15 protein-coding genes are annotated in these 18,337 nt (G+C 53.2%); 3 read left to right on the forward strand and 12 right to left on the reverse strand.

What is annotated here, in order from left to right:
- Nucleotides 1-201: 201 nt before the first annotated feature.
- The 4 genes from RIC05_RS06495 to RIC05_RS06510 all read right to left on the reverse strand — a co-directional run bounded on the left by RIC05_RS06495 (nt 202) and on the right by RIC05_RS06510 (nt 6,884).
- Nucleotides 202-3,504 carry an error-prone DNA polymerase gene (locus RIC05_RS06495; RefSeq protein ID WP_350046385.1) on the reverse strand — a complete coding sequence of 1,101 codons (3,303 nt, stop codon included), beginning with the start codon at nt 3,502-3,504 and terminating at the stop codon, nt 202-204.
- Between the two features lie 4 nt (nt 3,505-3,508).
- Complete coding sequence (locus RIC05_RS06500) at nt 3,509-5,128, reverse strand: Y-family DNA polymerase (protein WP_350059746.1); 1,620 nt, start codon at nt 5,126-5,128, stop codon at nt 3,509-3,511.
- Nucleotides 5,052-5,861, reverse strand: coding sequence for an ImuA family protein (locus RIC05_RS06505; RefSeq protein ID WP_350046387.1), 810 nt, complete (start codon nt 5,859-5,861; stop codon nt 5,052-5,054). Before RIC05_RS06505 ends, RIC05_RS06500 begins: the two co-directional genes overlap by 77 nt.
- A 126-nt stretch (nt 5,862-5,987) precedes the next feature.
- Nucleotides 5,988-6,884: a DMT family transporter gene (locus RIC05_RS06510; protein ID WP_350046388.1), complete on the reverse strand. Its 897-nt coding sequence runs from the start codon at nt 6,882-6,884 to the stop codon at nt 5,988-5,990.
- Between the two features lie 143 nt (nt 6,885-7,027).
- On the opposite strand from RIC05_RS06510, the gene RIC05_RS06515 reads away from it, so the two are divergent.
- On the forward strand, nt 7,028-7,468 hold the full coding sequence (locus RIC05_RS06515) for an Lrp/AsnC family transcriptional regulator (protein ID WP_350046389.1): 441 nt from the start codon (nt 7,028-7,030) through the stop codon (nt 7,466-7,468).
- 76 nt (nt 7,469-7,544) lie between these two features.
- On the opposite strand, the gene RIC05_RS06520 is transcribed toward RIC05_RS06515, so the two are convergent.
- Complete coding sequence (locus RIC05_RS06520; protein ID WP_350046390.1) at nt 7,545-8,879, reverse strand: DUF2254 domain-containing protein; 1,335 nt, start codon at nt 8,877-8,879, stop codon at nt 7,545-7,547.
- A 286-nt stretch (nt 8,880-9,165) separates the two neighbouring features.
- Here RIC05_RS06520 and RIC05_RS06525 point away from each other — a divergent pair, with 286 nt between their 5' ends.
- On the forward strand, nt 9,166-9,867 hold the full coding sequence (locus RIC05_RS06525; RefSeq protein ID WP_350046391.1) for a TetR/AcrR family transcriptional regulator: 702 nt from the start codon (nt 9,166-9,168) through the stop codon (nt 9,865-9,867).
- Nucleotides 9,868-9,953: 86 nt separating this feature from the next.
- Nucleotides 9,954-11,213 (forward strand): MFS transporter, encoded by a 1,260-nt coding sequence (locus RIC05_RS06530; RefSeq protein WP_350046392.1) that lies wholly within the window; start codon nt 9,954-9,956, stop codon nt 11,211-11,213.
- Nucleotides 11,214-11,267: 54 nt separating this feature from the next.
- On the opposite strand, the gene RIC05_RS06535 is transcribed toward RIC05_RS06530, so the two are convergent.
- From RIC05_RS06535 to RIC05_RS06565, 7 genes are all read right to left on the reverse strand, one after another.
- Entirely contained in the window at nt 11,268-12,110 is an 843-nt protein-coding gene (locus tag RIC05_RS06535) for a tetratricopeptide repeat protein (RefSeq protein WP_350046393.1), read from the reverse strand.
- Nucleotides 12,111-12,315: 205 nt separating this feature from the next.
- Nucleotides 12,316-13,050, reverse strand: a complete 735-nt coding sequence (locus RIC05_RS06540; RefSeq protein ID WP_350059747.1) for a hypothetical protein — start codon at nt 13,048-13,050, stop codon at nt 12,316-12,318.
- 162 nt (nt 13,051-13,212) lie between these two features.
- Nucleotides 13,213-14,637, reverse strand: coding sequence for an aldehyde dehydrogenase family protein (locus RIC05_RS06545; RefSeq protein ID WP_350046395.1), 1,425 nt, complete (start codon nt 14,635-14,637; stop codon nt 13,213-13,215).
- 74 nt (nt 14,638-14,711) lie between these two features.
- On the reverse strand, nt 14,712-15,443 hold the full coding sequence (locus RIC05_RS06550; protein ID WP_350046396.1) for an MBL fold metallo-hydrolase: 732 nt from the start codon (nt 15,441-15,443) through the stop codon (nt 14,712-14,714).
- The gene (locus RIC05_RS06555; protein WP_350046397.1) at nt 15,440-16,558 is read right to left on the reverse strand and encodes an ABC transporter ATP-binding protein; all 1,119 of its coding nucleotides are present in this window, start codon (nt 16,556-16,558) and stop codon (nt 15,440-15,442) included. The genes RIC05_RS06550 and RIC05_RS06555 overlap by 4 nt, the downstream gene beginning before the upstream one ends.
- Complete coding sequence (locus RIC05_RS06560) at nt 16,555-17,346, reverse strand: ABC transporter permease (protein WP_350046398.1); 792 nt, start codon at nt 17,344-17,346, stop codon at nt 16,555-16,557. The genes RIC05_RS06555 and RIC05_RS06560 overlap by 4 nt, the downstream gene beginning before the upstream one ends.
- A gap of 1 nt (nt 17,347) precedes the next feature.
- Nucleotides 17,348-18,211, reverse strand: coding sequence for an ABC transporter permease (locus RIC05_RS06565; RefSeq protein WP_350046399.1), 864 nt, complete (start codon nt 18,209-18,211; stop codon nt 17,348-17,350).
- Nucleotides 18,212-18,337 lie beyond the last annotated feature (126 nt).

Raw genomic sequence — 18,337 nt, forward strand, 5'->3', positions numbered from 1 at the left:
TCGCCTTTTTCAACCTGATCAACAACCGATAATTTAAAGCCCATATTGTAATCACGTTGTGTGCGCTTACGTCGCTCTGTGCCTGAACTAGACATTGTCGTCTCCTATGGGTGACAACGTATTTCAGGACGGGACATATGAAGATTAAAAGGGCCTCGTTCGAGGCCCTTTTATTTTAAGAATGGGATGCTGAGTTTGGGGTTAGTGAAAATCGTGACTATCGATTTTCAGTTTTGGTCTGTCCTGTGCTTTGGAAGTATGTGTCTGGCTCAAATTATCCAACCCGTTTGCCCATCGCAGATTGCGCGGATGCGTGTTGTTGCTGCGCGCAATTTTGGCATTGTCTGTCAGGCCTTGCAGCATCCCTGTCAGATCAACCAGCTTGTCGGCAATGATATGGGTGACCCCGTCTTCGCGCTGGAGCTTTCCCGCAACACCAAGGACCGTTGCCGTCATGATTTCGCGGCGATATTTTTCCATCACCTTGCTCCAGACCACAAGATTGGTGATGCCGGTTTCATCTTCGAGTGTGATGAAAACGACCCCGGATGCGGTGCCTGGGCGTTGGCGAACGATTGCAAGACCTGCATGTGTCAAACGTTCACCATCGCGCGCACTCGACAGGTCACTTGCCCTGCAAATGCCTGCTCCGCCAAGCGCATCGCGGAGCATGCTCATCGGATGCCCTTTAAGCGACAGACGCAGGCTGGCGTAATCTTCGATAATTTCCTCGCCCGGTCCCATAATCGGTAGATCCACTGGGGCTTCGGCGCCAAATTCGGCCGAAACACCCATATTGTGGTTAAAGTTCTGCGCGGCTTCAAACAGCGGGAGTGCGCTTGGGGCCTTGCGGCCTTTGCCAAACCGGCGCACCGCCCATAAGGCCTCGCGCCGCGACAGGCCAAGCGACCCAAAGGCATCTGCTTCGGCCAGTTTTTCAAGGGCAGCAGGCGATAATCCGGTTTGACGCGCCATCAGATAGACATCCTGAAACCCGCCGGCTGGTCGATTGGAAATCAGGGAAAGCGCATCAAGTTCGCCAAACCCCTTGATCTGGCGAAAGCCCAGGCGGACAGAATGATATCCGCTGGCGCGGCCCAATTCCCGTTCAAGCTGATTGTCCCAGAAGCTGTGATTGATATCGATTTCAAGCACACGCACCCCGTGATTGCGCGCGTCATTAACCAATTGTGCCGGGGCATAAAACCCCATCGGTTGAGAGTTTAAAAGTGCGCACAGGAAAACATCCGGATGATGGCATTTCAGCCAGGAGGATGCATAGGCCAGAATGGCAAAACTTGCCGCGTGGCTTTCGGGAAAACCGTAATCGGCAAAGCCTTCGATCTGTTTAAAACACCGTTCGGCAAAGTCCATGTCATAGCCGTTCTTCAGCATGCCATTGATGAATTTGTCGCGGTGTTCGCCAATCGTGCCGGTGCGCTTAAAGGTTGCCATGGCCCGGCGCAGATTATCGGCCTCCCCGCCGGAATAGCCCGCACCGACAATGGCAATCTGCATGGCTTGTTCCTGAAATAGCGGCACACCACACGTGCGTTCGAGAACGGCTTTGAGCTCAGGCGATGGATACTCAACCTTCTCACGTCCCATGCGCCGTTGCAAAAACGGATGCACCATCCCGCCCTGAATCGGGCCGGGGCGGACAATGGCGACCTGTATGGTCAGGTCATAAATACTTTGCGGTTTCAGGCGCGGCAGCATGCTCATCTGTGCGCGGGATTCGACCTGAAAGGTGCCAATGCTGTCGGCCTTGGCCAACATACGATATGTCGCGGCATCTTCATGGGGCAGCGTGGCAAGATCGAAATTGATATTCTTATGGTCGCGCAGATGATCAAGCGCCTTGCGAATGCAGGTCAGCATGCCAAGGGCAAGAATATCGACCTTTAAAATACCCAGCGCATCAATATCATCCTTGTCCCATTCAATGGTGGTGCGATCCGCCATGGCCGCATTGGCAATCGGGGAAAGCTCACACAACGGTCCGCGTGTGATGACAAAACCGCCGACATGCTGGGACAAATGGCGTGGAAAACCGGTCAATTCCCCGGCCAGATCAAGCACGGCTTTCAGGCGCGGTTCATCGGGATGAATGCCAGATTGGCGCATCATTTCATCATGCGCACCCTTGCTGCTCGATCCCCAGATGGTTTTGGTCAGTTTGACAATAGTGTCTTCAGATAGACCAAACACCTTGCCAACATCCCGAATGGCACTGCGCGACCGGTATGAAATCACGGTGGCGGTCAGGCCTGCACGATCCCGGCCATAACGTTCATAGATGAACTGAATGACCTCTTCGCGGCGTTCATGTTCAAAATCAACATCAATATCGGGCGGTTCACTTCGCGCATTACTGATGAACCGTGAAAACAGCAGTTGGACCTTGTCCGGGTCAACCGATGTGACATGCAGGCAAAAACACACCGATGAATTGGCCGCAGAACCACGGCCCTGACATAAAATCCCCCTGGATCTGGCAAAGGCGACAATGTCATGCACGGTCAGGAAATAGGGGGCATAGCCCAATTCATCGATCAGTTTCAGTTCGGCCTCAATCAGGTTCCTGACTTTGTTGGGCACCCCGTCGGGATATCGTTTCTGCGCCCCTTCCCATGTCAGGCGGATCAGGCGTTCCTGTGTGCCTTCTCCCGATCCGTCATTTTCATCGGGATATTCATAGCGAAGCTCGCTGAGGCTAAACGTGCATTGATCGGCAATTTCGACGGTGCGGGCCAGCCAGTGCGAATGATCGGGAAACAGGCGGGCCATTTCACGCGGTGATTTGATATGGCGTTCCCCATTGGGAAAGAGACGATATCCCGCCTCTTCAATGGTGCAGTGATGACGAATGCAGGTCAGGACATCCTGCAATGGTTTGCGCGATCGCTGATGCATATGGACATCATTGGTGACCACAGCCGGAATGCCAAGATCGGCCTCTATGCTTTGGGTAAAAGCAAGGCGTTCGCTATCAAATCCATCCATGAACCGCCCGATCGACAACCACAACCGAGGACCAAAATGTGCTTTAAGCGCAATCAGCTCAGCGCGAAAATCATCATCGGGCACCTGTGGTGGAACGGCGATGAATAACAGATCCTGGCTGTGCTCGATAATGTCCGAGATATAAATCTCGCACGATCCCTTAGGCGCCCGGCGCTTGCCAAGGGTCAGAAGCCGACACAGCCTTGCATAGGCCGCGCGATCTGTTGGGTAACACAACAACGATGGCCCATCCATCGGATCAAGGCGACAGCCAACCACATACTTCAATCGGTCCTGATAATGGCGATGGGCCGTATGACCCCGTACGATCCCCGCCAGTGTGTTGCAATCGGTTATGGCAATGGCATGCAGGCCTTTGACGGCAGCAGTAAGCACCAGTTCCTCGGCATGGGATGCGCCGCGCAGGAATGAAAAATTGCTGCTGACCTGCAGTTCGGCATAGGCCGGAATGTCGGGTGTCGAGATGTGGTTATTCATTGGATCATCCCGCAAACAATCCATGGACAGACCAGATATCCTGACCGGCATGGCCACTTCGAAACAGCCACAGCATCCGGCCGTTCTGATCACAGATACGGAAATAATCACGCGTCATGTGCGACAACGCGTAATTATCCCGATCCAGATTTTCCCACCATTCCGGGCAAATGCGTTCTGGCCCCTCGGCACGCAGGACATCAATCATCATCTTGCGCCAACGGAGTTTGCTGGGCGCACCCGATGCGGTGCGTGCGATCACATCAACCGGTTCAGGTGGATCAATCAGGCGAACCGGACGGCGTGGCAGGGGGGCATCCGCCAACCGGGATGGTTGTCTGGCTGCTCCGGTTGGGGATTGGCGAATGGCGGCACGTTCGGGCAGGTGGCTTGCGTGATGGGCAGGGTGATACAGGATATCGCGCGGGCCAAGATGATGGCTGATGCGGTCAAGCAACTGGGCCAGTGCAATGCTATCGCTGCTGTCATCCTGTTTGCGATCAAGGCGAACCTGACGAAAGGCAACATGTTCGACCCATGGCGCATAAAGGATGACGTGCTCAACGCCAAAACCGGTATCCACACCGGGCATTTTTTCCGCCAGCAACCGCAAGATATGGCTTGCGGACTGGCATGGGGTTCCGGTTGTTGTCGTGATGGTATGTGCTTGTCCGTCCACCCGGACACAGCGCAGGATCAACCGCCGCAGACCAAGATTATCGGCACGAAGCCCGGAACACAGCTTTTCCATCATGCTTTCAACCGCATGGGCCAGATTGGCAGCATCGCCCAATGGTTCGCCAAAGCTTTGACGGATCAACCACGGATGATCCGGAAGTTCGAAATTGAGATGTTCGGGCAGACGGCCATAAAACTGATCAAGCCGATGCAAAACATCCGGTCCCAGCCGGGTGGTGATGTTGGCGCGGGGTAGCGGCGTGATATCGCCCAGATGTTTCAATCCAAGACGCGATAAAAGCGCGATAACGTCATCAGACAGGCGTAAGGATGAGACTGGAAACTGTGCGGCAAACGCATGATCGGCCGGCAATGACAGAATGCGGTCCGATGCTTGGCCCGGATGACACCGTGCCGCTGCCCATGCCGCCCCTGCCGTATCGGCAATGGCCACGCGTGCGCCATATCCCCGGCTTTTCATATCCCGAAGGATATGCGCAATCATCGCCCCCTCACCACCAAACAAATGGCTGCCGCCGGTGATTTCAAGCCACAGACCCGCATCCCCGTTCAGGGTCCTATCGTGCAGTTCCCGATCCGGGGCAACCCATGGGCTATACCGATCCATCCCCCGGATCATACGGGCAAGATGCGTTTCATACATATCGGGTTGTTCTGAGGTGTTTTGTAAATCAGGCAGGATGCTTCTTGCATCTGACAAACGCATGCCCCCCTGCAATCCGACCTGTTGAGCAACGGCATTCAGCCCGCAAACAAGCACGCCCTTATGATCCACGCGGGTGATAACATGTGGGACATCAAGAGAGAGTTCCATTTCGGTGGCCCGACTGCCAGATTCGCAGGGATGATCAGGCGTGGATAGGCTGATCTTGTGACAGTCGGTTTTCCAGTGGGTCAGCCACAGATAGAGAAAACGTTGCTGCATCGGTTTTTACTTTCCAGCTTCCCGGCCGGACCCCGCGTCCCCCGATCAGGCTGAGATGATGGTCATTCCCTGTTGGTATCGTTTGTCTATTGAGTTGGAGTTGTCTCTGTGGGGTTATCTGCCAACGTGTCCATGCGCTTGATGGTGATAAATGCCCATTGCGTGGGGCAGGGCGCATGACAATGATCCGCGTTCCCCCGCTTTCACACGCCAGCTGTAACCGCCGGGCGGTGGTAAGATCGTAATCGGTGGTCTCGATAATTACTGTGCTGACCTGCCCTGATTTCGCGACTTCTTCACAGGTCCAAAGGGCGGTGGATTGTTGATCAACCGTCATCATCAGAGGAGCAGATTTTAAGGCGTGTTTGGGCAAGGAAAGCGCATAAAATCCACCTTGATCAAGGGCTCGGCGTTGCCGGATCCAGAAGATATTTTTCGATGGTGTGTCACGTGATTGTTGGGCGGGCATGGCACCGTTTGTTCCAAGAGGTGTGAGGGTGGCCAGATGCCATGCCAAAAGCGATGCAGCACAATCATCATGACCACAAACGACTTCATGCACTCCAACGGGGGTAATGCCGCCGATACTGATATGATCAGGCAGAAAATCCCCGCCAAAGGCGTGCGCAATCAGCTCGTCTATCGCGCCGGATAAACAAAAAACTTGACCTTTCCATTGCTGTTCTGCGCGGGAAAGGGTAGCGCGGGCCTGATAAATGCGTTTGTTTGACATAATTATGTTCCTGATTTGTTCTTTTATGTGGTCAAATCAGAATAAGAGTCAAGATGGATGGATGGCCCCTTTGTGAACCGTCCGGGAGACACAGCTCACAAAGGGTTGTTTTTAAGGTATCTAATTTCAGTACGCAGAGCGTTGCGACTTTCGAGGTCTGATCAATTGCCAACCCAAATTCATCCCGGCGGCCGCAATCAGGATTGCAACTGCACCGATGATTTGGCCGACATCCGGGCGATAGCCGAAGGCGATCAGATCGACAATGATCGCGACGACCGGATAGATGAAACTCAGCGACCCTTGTAAATGGGTGGGCAGTTTTTGAACCGCGCCATACATCAACACATACATGATCCCGGTATGAACCACGCCGACGGTGACAAGCGATCCCCAGCTTTGTGCGGTGTCAGGCAGGTTATGCAGATCGGCAAACGGGATCAGCATCAAGATACCGACACAGACCTGAATAAGTGCGATCAGATGTGGCGGGGTGCCTTTGAGTTTCTTGGTGATGATGGCGGCTGTCGCCCAGAAGAACGCAGCCCCCAGCGCCATTAAAATCCCGCCAGCATAATCAGACCCGGTAAAGCCGCCGGTCGGTTTGCCCGCAATGATCAAAAGCAACCCGGCAAAGGCAATGCCAAGCCATGCGAATTTATTCAGCGTCAATTTTTCGCCAAAGAATACCGCGCCAAACAGAACCAGCATAAAGGGCTGGGTGTTATAGACCGCGGTTGAGACCGATATCGATGCCATCGAATAGGACTGAAACAGCATGAACCAGTTCGTCACAATCGCCACCCCGCCAAGGGCGGCCCAGCCCAACATGCGCAGGTTTAAAAGCCCACGCAAAAGCCCCATCCCGGCACAAATCAGCAAAAGTGTGGCCGCGCCAAAGACGCAACGCCAGAATACCACGTCCAAAGCCGGGCGGTCGGACATCACGACAAACCAGCCGATTGTTCCCAAAATCGTCATTGCAGCGGTCATTTCGACCGTCCCGCGTACTTGTTCTTTCATCGGAAAGCTCCGTCTTGAATTGCGTTTGATGGCATAACTTTCCGCTTTTTTGCGATGGTTTTATATGACTTGAACAAGGTGATTGTTGGATGTAGCATTTTTAATAGAGGTAAAAATGACAAAGTTCTTGGATTTATAAGGCCATGGATGAAATCGATCAGAAGATTCTTAAAGTTCTGATGCGCGATGCCCGCATTTCGCAAAAGGAACTGGCCGCCAAGGTCGGGCTTTCAGCCCCCGGTGCGGCTGAACGGGTGCGTCGGTTGGAAGAACGCGGGATCATTCGGGGCTTTACTATTGATGTCGACCCCGAAGCATTGGGCTATCCGTTACAAGCTATCGTGCGCATTCGCCCGCTTCCGGGCAAACTCCATATCGTGCAGCAGCTGATTTCGGAAATTCCGGAATTTGGCGAGTGTGACAAGGTGACGGGCGATGATTGCTTTGTCGCCCGGCTGTATGTGCGCTCCATGGGGGAACTGGATGGGTTGTTGGATCAGATTGTCGATAAGGCCGAAACCAACACCGCAATTGTTAAATCCAAACCGGTTGAACGGCGCATGCCGCCGCTTACAGCAAAATAACCATCAGGCCAGCGGCAGGAAGGGTTTGTTCACGAAACCCCGTTTTATTGCCCGCATTCGATACTTGTTTGGGGGGCTACTTTTCCTGATTGCGCAAGATACGGTTGATGGCGGTTTCAACAGCTTTGCGATCATTTTCTTCGCGAATGTCACGTTCTGCCCCCCGCAGGATCAGGCGGGCGTGATCACGCAGGACTGTCGATTGGTGGTCTGTTTTTGACAGTTTAATCAGGCTTTCGATGATCTCTGCCATTGGTAACAAGACATCGGGCTTGGCACTTGCCGATTGGCGGATTTGATCAAAGGCCGCCCCAAGCATCCCGGCGAAATCCGAAAGGGATGCCTGAACGCGGATAATGCCGTCATCATCATTCCATGTCCCCACCGGGTATTTAAACGTCATGGCATTTGGCAATGCGCGGCCTAACCGGTAAATCACGGAAATCGCGGTAAACGGATCATTGATGCCTGGCGACAGGGCACGTAAGGCAACCTCGACCAATTGGCGGACCGCAAATTCGACATCCAGCATGGCAGTACGGTGATTGCCGGTCAGGATCGTTTCGTTGATGTCGGTGCGACACACCGAGATATCTGTGCTGAGGGTTTTGTTGGGCGCAGGTGAAACGCAGCCAATAACGTCGCCCTTGATCGCATGTTGCCCGGCACGGACAACCAATGAAACGCAGATACCGCGTTCTGTCGCGATCTCGCACAGCTTGTTATAATCAATACCCTGAACATATCCCGAAGACGCGGCATAAAGGGCGACGTCATCTGAAATCTCCATCGTATCGGGCAGGACCACTTGTGCCTTTTCGGCCCTTTGGATTGGGTCCTGTAACGTGCTGCAGGCCGACTGGATGGTGGTTTCAAGGTTATGGCCGACTTGCTGGATGACTTCATCGGCGACAATTGACCGTCCAAGGTGATGAACAAACAGGATCAGAACGAAAACAGAAATCACAAAAAGCGCGATGCCGATTGTTGCGCTAAGCTGCGGGATCGGCGCGGTTTCAGGCATGTCGCCCATCAGAAGAAGGGACGTGATCAGGAACAGAATGCTGCCGACAAATGTGCCAAGGGCATTTTGTGTTTTGCTATCACCCATGAAGTTTCGGATCATGCGCGGGCCAAGCGATCCGGCGGCCAAGGTCAGGACAACCATCGTGATCGACAAGGCAAATGTCGTCATCGTGACAAGGGTTGCCAAAAGCGTTTGAAGCAAATCCCGGATCGTTGGCAACTGATCAAATCCCGGCCAGAACGAAGGCAGGATATCCCCCAGACCATATGACGGAAGCGCCATCACCAGAACGGCAAAGGCGGCACCGCCAAGGGCAAAAAGAAATGGCGATACCCACAGGCTATAGGCCAGAAATTCCCATATGCGGATGAAGCGTTGAAACATGTTGGCAACCACTCAAAAAGGATAACGGGGGTGCAACGCCGTCCGATCCATGGAGCAGCTGCTTTGGGCTTAGGGGGTAATGACCCTACGATCTTATGCTGGAAACGCATCATAACGATAGCTGTTCCGGTCAAATGGGAAATGCGTCGCGGTTTTGCTGCTTATCGCTGCTTTTCGCGCCATCGAATGACACCCATGCAAAATTACGAATTGTCCCGGTTCAAAAAATGAACCAAATTCGATTTTACGTCACAAACTATAAAGTCGATGAAAAGGCCGGGTTGCCATGGTTGCGCAGAACCGCATGGAAAAACGCCAAAAGCGTGAAGAACTGATCCTTGACGGGGCAGGGGAACTGATTGCAGAAGTTGGTTTCTTTGAACTTAAAATGTCGGACCTTGCCCGCATATGTGGCATTTCGGTTGGTACGCTTTATGGCCATTTCGCCAGCAAGGAAGATCTTTTGATTGGCTTGGCGGTGATGGCAGGCTCCAAACGTGCCGAGAAGTTTGACATTGCGCGCAATCATGATGGCAGTGCGATTGAAAAATACATCATCGCCAATCTGCTTGATCTGCGCTTTTCCATTAATCACCCGCAATGGTTTGAGGCGGAATATCTTGCCCTTGCCCCATCGATCTGGAAACGCGCGACCTATGCGCGCCATCAGGCGCAGCTTGATCAGATCAATGCCATCACATCGATGTTTCAGGCCTTCCTCAGCGAAGGTGAGGCAGAACTTGGCATTGCATCGGACATGACCAGCCGCAGCCGCAACCTTAATCTTGGCAGTTGGGGGCTTGGTTACGGGATCAATGTGCTTGTGCTCTCGGAAATTACCGATCGCCACTACGGACAGGAATTGCGCAAGAATGCTGTCAATATCCTGTGTGATGGTTTGGCTGATCTTATGATCGGGGCGGGGTGGCAGGTTGAAGATGCCCGGCAAAAAGTCCGAACCCTTGCGGATCGTTACGTCGCCTTGTAACGGCGTTCTGCCACACGCTACACGCCGCGCGGTCCTTTTAAACACAATCACACAAGCCTTCTAACGCCCCACGGAGTTCGTCCCTTATGTCGCAGGAAAACAAGGCAATGTCGGCAGTCTTTTTGACTGTCCTGTTTGGCTTTGCCGGTTTCAGTTTGCCCTATCCGGTCTTTGGCCCGATGTTTTTAAAACCTGAACTGGGGTTTCTTGATCCGTCGGTTCCCGAACAATATCGCACCATCCTGCTTGGGGTGGCGATGGCGCTTTATCCCATTGGGCAATTTGTTGGTGCACCCTGGTTGGGGCGGTTATCCGACAAGGTCGGGCGCAAGCCGGTTCTGGTGGCATCGCTTTTGGGGGCTGCAATTGGCTATATCGTTGTCGCCATCGGGGTTGCGAATGCCAATTTATCGATGGTGTTGATCGGGCGGTTTGTGTCGGGCCTCTGCGAAGGCAATATGGCAATCGCCCAATCCATCGCATCAGACATCAGCACACCTGCAAACAAGGTGCGTAATTTCGGCCTGATTACGGTTGCGATCAATGTTGGCTGGATCGTCGGTCCGCTGATGGGGGGATTTTTCTCGGACGCGTCTATTCATCCGTCTTTCAACGTTTCATGGCCGTTCTTTTTTGCCGCAGGCATGTATGGCTTCAATCTTTTGGTTGTTGCTGTGGTTTTGAACATTCCGGAATATGCCCGCCGCCGTGGCCGCACGGATAAGGGCGCACCAGTTGCCACCCGGTCTGTCTGGGCCACCTTGACCGATCCGGTTTTGCTGCCGGGTTATGTCGTGTCGTTTGCAAGTTATGTCGCGATCTATTTGTTCTTCTGTTTCTATGGCGTCTACATGGTGCAGAACCATGATGTGACAAGCAGTTTCCTTGGCATGTGTGCCGCCATCATCTCGATCCCGCTGATTTTGGCGGGATTGACGGTTGAACGGGCACAACGTCCGATGGGGCTTCGCGGTGTTGCGGCCCTTGGTCATATGCTACTGGCGGTTGGTCTTGTGACCTTTATCCTGCCCGATGATCTGGTGTGGATTTTTGTGCCGATGAGTTTGGCGGCCTTCGGGATTGCATGGTGCGAAGTAACCACCAGCCTGTTCATTTCAAACGGGGCGGGCGCGCATGAACAGGGCCAGGCATTGGGGATTTACCGATCCGTCCATGTTCTGGCCGAGGCCGCCGCCGTTTTGGTCGGGGGTGTTCTGGCAGGCCTGAACAGCAATTCACCGTTTGTTGTCGGGGGTGTTGCCGCAGTGATCTGTGTGATTGGTATTCTGGGCTGGGTGAAAACGCGCAGCTCTGAGGGGTCAATTGTCGAGGCACCCGTAAGCTAATTGCCAACCAAGCTGATCAAAAATACCCGCGCAAGGGCGCGGGTATTTCGGGTTCTAGATGTCGGTGGTTGCAAGGGCCGCGTGGGCGATGAGATCGGCTGCTTCCTTGCTGTTTTGGCGTTTGTCATCGGTCAGTTCGGTAACGGTATCTGCAATGGCGCGGATGTCATCAAGCCCGTCAATGTCACGGCAAACGGCCATGACCCGTTCCCAGATCGCCTGATGATCCATGCCGCCCATGACGGTCAGGGTAATGGCCCGGTTCAGGGTGGCTTCGCTATGATCAGGGGTCAGTGCCAGAATTTGTTCAAACGCCTCAAACGCTGCGATGAATTGTCCATCGCGCAGATTGATCACGCCCAGATCGTTTGAGGCGGTCAAAGATGTCGGGTCAATCCGCAGGAGCTGTTCAACCGCGCGGCGTTCGCCGTCGATATCGCCATTCGCCCGGTGACAGGCGGCCATCAGCCGATGAATGGTTTGTGAGCCGGGGCTATGATGTGCTGCGGTTTGAAGCGATGACAGGGCTGTTTTGCTGTGACCAAGATCAAGCAATGCCTGACCGCGCAGGGTCAAAAAATCAGGATTGGTTGGCTTGGCGCGCAAAATGATATCGACATGGTTCAGCGCACCGCGCGGATCGCCATTTTCCAGCAGGGCGCGTGCAATGTGATACAGGCAATCTTCATGGCCCGCATCAGATTGCAGCACCGTGCGGTATTCACCAAGTGCTTCGACAATCGAACCTTTTTCGTGAAGGGCACGCGCCAACCCGAACCGGGCTTCAAGATTATCCATATTTTCGCTAAGTGCCTGACGCAGCATATTGATGGCGGCATCAAATTGCCGCCTTTTTAACGCCGCAAGTCCCATCTCGGAAAAGGACATTGCATTCATTTCTCGTCTCCCAATCCGTATCTGATCCGTTGCCCGGATCGTTAAATTTATCGATTAACGATGGGATTATAGTAGCCGATTGCATCATTACCAGCCCTATATCATATGTGGATGACGCAAGGGCATTGCGCGGTGTGACTTTAACATGAAACGCAAAAGACCCCGGAATTTTCCGGGGTCTTTGTTTGAAGCGGGTTTGTGTTGTTTAGTCCAAAAACTCGCTTGCAATCAGGTCCTGTTTCTCGCGGGACCAGGCAATCACATTGTCCAAGTTTTTCTGCCAACGCGGGTTGCTGTATAAATCCTTTGTCACGGATGTATCGGCAGGTGTGTAGCCGGGGAACGCGACATCTACCGGTTCACGATAGTCAAAGCCGTATTCAGCGATCAGGAATTTGTTCCGTCGCACAATGCGATGAACGGAAAACAGCATGCTGTCGGGGCGATCTATTGCTTTGGAAGTTAGATAGACGTCGGCCTGTCGAAACACGCCGTCTGTTTCTGCTGCTGGCCATGTGCTCCAGTTGTCAATATAGAAGCATATCTGTCGGCCAAGGTCCCGATTGGCAACCTTCTCAAAGTAGATATCTTTTTCGTCAGGATTACAGTGATCTGTCGAATAAAAAGAGAAGCCAAGTGGTGTCTCAAGCGCGGTCATCAGGAAAACAAGACCGTTGAGGTTGTGGTCGTCATCAATACGGGCCAATGCGGTATGGCCAAAAGCTTGATAGTGGTTGTTTCGGGTGATCGATTGACCAACAACTGTCCAGTCGCCGGGGGGTAAAAGAACGTCACCTTGCGGCATGGTTATTTTATCTGAAAATACACGCCCGATTGGTACGTCTTGCTCAAACTGGGTCGCTGCTGTGACGCAGCCCGATAACAGCGCTGCAGTTGCCAGTACGATGAGTTTTCTTATCATTTGTGTCCCTTTCCTCACGTCTACAGAAGTTTTAAGTGTCTGTAAGGAAAGGGTAAACTATCCATAGTTGGTGGATTGCTCTCAAACGGATAGGCTCAAATGCGGGGCGCCCTATACCAATCTGCAATTTTTATGGCTGGTCACCATGTCGGTGAACAATGACCAGCCAAACTTCATCGATTAAGGCTTATGCAGCATTTTGACTTCCATGAAGTCTTCAAGGCCAAATAGCCCGCCTTCACGCCCGACACCTGATTGTTTATAGCCGCCAAACGGGCTTCCCGGACGTGGGAAGGCACCATTGATGCGGATCATGCCCGCACGGAGTTTGCGCGCAACCCGGTCGGCCTTGGCATCATCGGGGGTCTGGATATAGGCCGCCAGACCATATGGCGTGTCATTGGCGATCCTGATTGCGTCTTCTTCGGTATCAAACGGGATCATGGCCACGACCGGGCCAAAGATTTCTTCGCGTGCGATGCGCATATTATCGTTCACATCGGCAAAGATGGTTGGTTTGGCAAAGTATCCTTCGTTCATACCATCGGGTTTGCCCACACCGCCGACCAGCAGTTTGGCACCTTCGTCAATGCCGGCCTGAATAAGGGTCTGAACCCGGTCATACTGAATGTGACTGACCAGCGGCCCGACATGATTGCCTTCAACACTTGGATCGCCAACCTTTGCCGCATCCCCGACTTTTTGGGCGACTTTGACCGCTTCGTCATAGATTGATCGTTGAACCAGCATGCGGGTCGGCGCGTCACAGGTTTGGCCGGTATTATTGAAAACGTCGAGAACGCTAAAGGTAATGCGGTCTTCGATATCAACATCATCAAAGACGATGTTGGGCGATTTTCCACCGAGTTCCAGCGTGACGCGTTTGATGTTTTCGGCGGCATCCCGTGTGATCGCCTTGCCCGCCCGGGTTGATCCGGTAAAGGACATCATGGCGATGTCGGGGTGGCGCGACATGGTGGCACCGGCAACCGGACCTGCGCCCTGAATAAGGTTAAACACGCCTGCCGGGAAGCCTGCCTCATCGATCATTTCGGCATAAAGCATCGCGTTAAGCGGGGTAAACTCAGATGGTTTCAAAACACAGGTACAGCCCGTCGCCAAGGCCGGGATGACTTTAAGAACAATCTGGTTGATCGGCCAGTTCCACGGCGTGATCAGACCACAAACCCCGATTGGTTCACGCAAAAGCGTTTCGCCGTTATGCAGGGTTTCTTCCGTTTTGAAGTCGCGCAAAACATTGATGAAGTCCTGAAGATGGGCAACGCCTGCATCGGCCTGCTGTTCGCGCGACATCGTAATCGGTGCGCCAAGTTCGGCCGTGATGGTCTGAGCAACTTCTTCATAGCGGCGTTTATAGATCACAAGCAGGCGTTCAAGCATGCCAAGCCGATCATCAATCGTCGTCTGGCTATAGGTTTCAAAAGCACGCTTGGCCGCGGCAACCGCAAGGTCGACATCTTCTTCACTGGCCAGCGTGATCTGGGTGATGACTTCTTCTGTGGCGGGATTGATGACGTCCATTCTCTGGGACGAGATCGGATCAATCCATTTGCCGTTAATGTAAAATTTGCCTGCGTTTTCCATAGGAAGCCTTCCTGAGCATTTGGGTGTAACTGGCCAGATCATGTTGCGTCATGTCTTGGCACTGATTTCTTTTTTCAGGTCCGTTCCCTCAGCCAGTCTTTGATGATGTCGCGGTGGCGTTCGCCGCTGTAACTGGCAAAATGTCCGCCATGGACCACACGCACCGGCAAGTCATAAAGCCGTTCCATGGATCGCACATAATCACGTGCATTTGCATGATAAGTGTCTTCGATCAAAGGTCCATCATAAACGATGTCGCCGGAAAACAGGATGCCGGTTTTGGCTTCCCATAATGCAATGCCACCCGGCGAGTGGCCCGGTGTGTGGATGACTTCAAAATGCCGATCCCCCAGATCAATCACATCACCATCCTCGACAATGCGGGTTGCCGGGGCGGCCTTGACCGCATAGGTCGTGGAAGAATAGGGAAGTGGCGGGAGTTTGGTGAAAATCTCGTCGGTGACATAAGGATCGGCAAGGGTGTTTTTGCGCGTTGGCGCGGCCAACAGATCCGCTTCGCAGCGATGACAAATCCGGTTTTCAAATTCGTGATGGCAGCCGATATGGTCAAAATGCGTGTGGCTTGCCACCGCCTGAACGGAGCGTTCCGTCACCAGCGGCACCCAATCGGTCAATGAGACGACGCCCATACCACTATCAACCAGCATATCGCTATCCCGCCCACGAATGTGCCAGATATTGCAGCGGTAAAATTCTTCGATAAACGGCTCACCAATATAGGTGACGTCATCCCCGACTGTCTTAAGGCTGTACCAGTCTTCGGGTTTGGCGTGTTCCAGTGTCATGACGCGGCGTCCTCCTGCTTTGATGCGTTTGGATGGCCGGGCAGGACGACGATGGCGGTTGGATCAATGGTCAGATCAATCCACGCGCCGGGTTCAATGATGGCTGATTGCGGCATATGGGCGGTGATGATCATGTTAGGATAGTCAACCGGGCTAAGATGGGTGCGGTGATGGGTGCCAAAGAAGGCCCCATCGGTGACCTTTGCCTTGCCCAATGTGATGCGTTGGCCTGTGCCCGTGCTGGCGCGAAAATGTTCCGGGCGGATCGCAAGCGTAATCTTTTCCCCGGCCTTGATCACGTGATCACCAAGTGCAGCTTCCGGCAATTTGACAGTTCCAAGGATGGTGTTGATATGCGCACCATCATCTGTGATGGCATCAAGGGTGCCGGGGATGAAATTGACTTCACCCATGAAGCTTGCGGAAAACAGGGTTTTGGGCCGCATATAGATGTCTTCCGGACGGCCGACATCCTCGATTTTACCACCATTCATCACGACGATCCGATCGGCAATTGCCATGGCTTCTTCCTGATCGTGGGTCACGTGAACGAATGTTGTACCAACCCGTTTCTGGATGGCTTTAAGCTCGTCCTGCATCTGACGGCGGAGTTTTAAATCCAGTGCGCCAAGTGGTTCATCCAGCAGCAAGACATCGGGCTCAACCGCCAAGGCACGGGCAAGGGCAACGCGCTGGCGCTGTCCGCCGGAAAGTTCGTGCGGTTTTTTGTTCGCAGATGATTTAAGGCCGACCATATCCAGAAGGTCTTCTGCCTTGGCATGGCGTTCGGATTTGCCGATTTTACGCATCTTAAGGCCAAATGCGACATTGTCGCGGAGCGTCATATGCGGAAACAGGGCATAATCCTGAAACATTGTGGTGGTCGGGCGTTTGGATGGCGGGACCTGACCCATATCGCGCCCGGCAATTTCAATGGTGCCTTTGGTCGGGGATAAGAACCCGCCAAGAAGCGATAACAAAGTGGTTTTGCCACAGCCTGACGGACCAAGAAGGACGATAAACTCGCCAGCTTCGATTTCAAGGCTGACGTTATCAAGGGCGGTAAAGTCGCCAAAGACTTTGGTGGCGTTGCGTATGGATACTGGGGCGGTCATTTCTTTGCCGTCCTTCTAAAGACAATCAGTTCAAGGATAAGCAGCAGGGCAACCGATACAAGGAAGACAATGCTTCCGACCGCGTTGGTTTTCGGGTTCAGGCCCGACCGCAACATGCTCCAGATTTCAACAGGCAAGGTGACGTCAAAGCGCGACAGCAAGAACGATATGATGAATTCATCCCAGCTAAACGTCACCGAAAGGAAAAATGCCGCCAAAATCGATGGCATCAGCATCGGTGCGCTGACTTGTGTCATCACCTGCCATTCCGCGGCGCCCAAATCACGGGCCGCACGTTCGATGTTTTTTTGATGGTCCCCCATCGATGCGTAAATGATTGCAAAACACAGCGGCAAATTAATCACGACATGACCAACCCCCACTGTCCAAAGCGACAGCGACACACCCATCCAGTTAAAGGTCGATAACAGCCCAAGGGCAATGATCAGGTAACTGACCGTCATCGGGGCAACCAGAAGTCCGCGCTGTAACCGGGATGCTGGAAGCACATAGCGCGCAAGGCCGTAAGCCGCACAAAATCCAAGCAGGCAGGCAACAGTTGATGAGCCAAGGGCAACCATCAGGGAATTGCCAAGGGCGGACATCAGGCGGTCATCGGCAAAGACTTCGCCATACCATTTCAATGTTGCGCCATTAAATGGCGGAACGGGCAGGCGGCCATCCTGAAACGAAAACAGGACAAGGACCGCGACGGGCAAAAAGATAAAGCCGTAAAGCGCAATCAGATAGGCCCATGACAGGGTTTTGGAAAAGCGTGAAGAGATCATTTTATGTTCTCTCCATCTTAAGCCAGCGTGCACAGGCAACATAGGCCAGTGTGACAACACCCATCAGAATGATCGAAAGGGTTGCTGCCATCGGGAAATCAGCCCGCCTGCCAAGTTGCAGCATGATGACTTGGGGCAGGGCAAGTTCGTTATTGCCGCCCAAAATTTGTGGGGTGATGTAATCGCCAATACACAGAACAAAGGTCAGAAACGCACCGACCATGATACCGGGCAATGTTAGCGGTAACACAACATGCCAGAACACCTGAAAACCGTTTGCGCCAAGATCGGCCGCGGCCCGGCGATAGTTTGGCGGCATCTGCACCAGATTGGCATAAATCGTCAGGGTTAAAAGCATGACAAAGAAATGCACAAACCCGATCACGGTTGCCGACCGTGTGCTGGCCATTTCAAGCGGTTCGGCAATCAGCCCGATCTGGATCAGGGTATTGTTGATTACGCCGTTTTTGGCCAGAACCAGAAGCCATGAATAGGACCGGACAACATAGCTGGTCCAGAATGGCAAAATCGCCATGATCAGTGCCATGCGTTGCCATTTTTGGGGCACCCGTTCAGCAATAATCCATGCCAGCGGATAGGCCAGAAGGATCGAAATAAAGGTGACAGTAAAGGTGATTTCAAGCGAGACAAAAAGACCCTTGAGCAAATGGGCCTTTTCAAAAAACGTGATGTAATTATCCAGATTCCACGCCATCACCAATTCGCGCCCTTTGCGGGTCGCAAGGCTTATGGCGGCCATGACGATAAACGGGATAACGAAAAACGCGACCGTCCACAGCAAAGCCGGGGTCACAAACCCCCAGGCGCGGCGATTTTCGCGTGTTTCAAGGGTGGTAGAAGCCATCACGGTGTCCTTTGTCGCAACCCCGTATGGTCGGTTCGGACCGGGGTGCTGTCAGTCAGTGACATTTGGGTGGGGCGCGGCCGTTCAGGCAATTCTAGCGCAAGTTTGAACCATTGCCCCGCAAAA

Origin of the sequence: Thalassospira sp. (assembly GCF_040218635.1) — a bacterium.
GTDB lineage: Bacteria > Pseudomonadota > Alphaproteobacteria > Rhodospirillales > Thalassospiraceae > Thalassospira.

What these genes read in the sequence shown, in the direction of transcription:
- RIC05_RS06530 (WP_350046392.1), top strand. Translation starts at nt 9,954, where the DNA reads ATGTCGCAGGAAAACAAGGCAATGTCGGCAGTCTTTTTGACTGTCCTG.
- RIC05_RS06550 (WP_350046396.1), bottom strand. Translation starts at nt 15,443, where the DNA reads ATGACACTGGAACACGCCAAACCCGAAGACTGGTACAGCCTTAAGACA.
- RIC05_RS06500 (WP_350059746.1), bottom strand. Translation starts at nt 5,128, where the DNA reads ATGCAGCAACGTTTTCTCTATCTGTGGCTGACCCACTGGAAAACCGAC.
- RIC05_RS06515 (WP_350046389.1), top strand. Translation starts at nt 7,028, where the DNA reads ATGGATGAAATCGATCAGAAGATTCTTAAAGTTCTGATGCGCGATGCC.
- RIC05_RS06545 (WP_350046395.1), bottom strand. Translation starts at nt 14,637, where the DNA reads ATGGAAAACGCAGGCAAATTTTACATTAACGGCAAATGGATTGATCCG.
- RIC05_RS06565 (WP_350046399.1), bottom strand. Translation starts at nt 18,211, where the DNA reads ATGGCTTCTACCACCCTTGAAACACGCGAAAATCGCCGCGCCTGGGGG.
- RIC05_RS06525 (WP_350046391.1), top strand. Translation starts at nt 9,166, where the DNA reads ATGGTTGCGCAGAACCGCATGGAAAAACGCCAAAAGCGTGAAGAACTG.
- RIC05_RS06560 (WP_350046398.1), bottom strand. Translation starts at nt 17,346, where the DNA reads ATGATCTCTTCACGCTTTTCCAAAACCCTGTCATGGGCCTATCTGATT.
- RIC05_RS06495 (WP_350046385.1), bottom strand. Translation starts at nt 3,504, where the DNA reads ATGAATAACCACATCTCGACACCCGACATTCCGGCCTATGCCGAACTG.
- RIC05_RS06505 (WP_350046387.1), bottom strand. Translation starts at nt 5,861, where the DNA reads ATGTCAAACAAACGCATTTATCAGGCCCGCGCTACCCTTTCCCGCGCA.
- RIC05_RS06535 (WP_350046393.1), bottom strand. Translation starts at nt 12,110, where the DNA reads ATGAATGCAATGTCCTTTTCCGAGATGGGACTTGCGGCGTTAAAAAGG.
- RIC05_RS06520 (WP_350046390.1), bottom strand. Translation starts at nt 8,879, where the DNA reads ATGTTTCAACGCTTCATCCGCATATGGGAATTTCTGGCCTATAGCCTG.
- RIC05_RS06510 (WP_350046388.1), bottom strand. Translation starts at nt 6,884, where the DNA reads ATGAAAGAACAAGTACGCGGGACGGTCGAAATGACCGCTGCAATGACG.
- RIC05_RS06555 (WP_350046397.1), bottom strand. Translation starts at nt 16,558, where the DNA reads ATGACCGCCCCAGTATCCATACGCAACGCCACCAAAGTCTTTGGCGAC.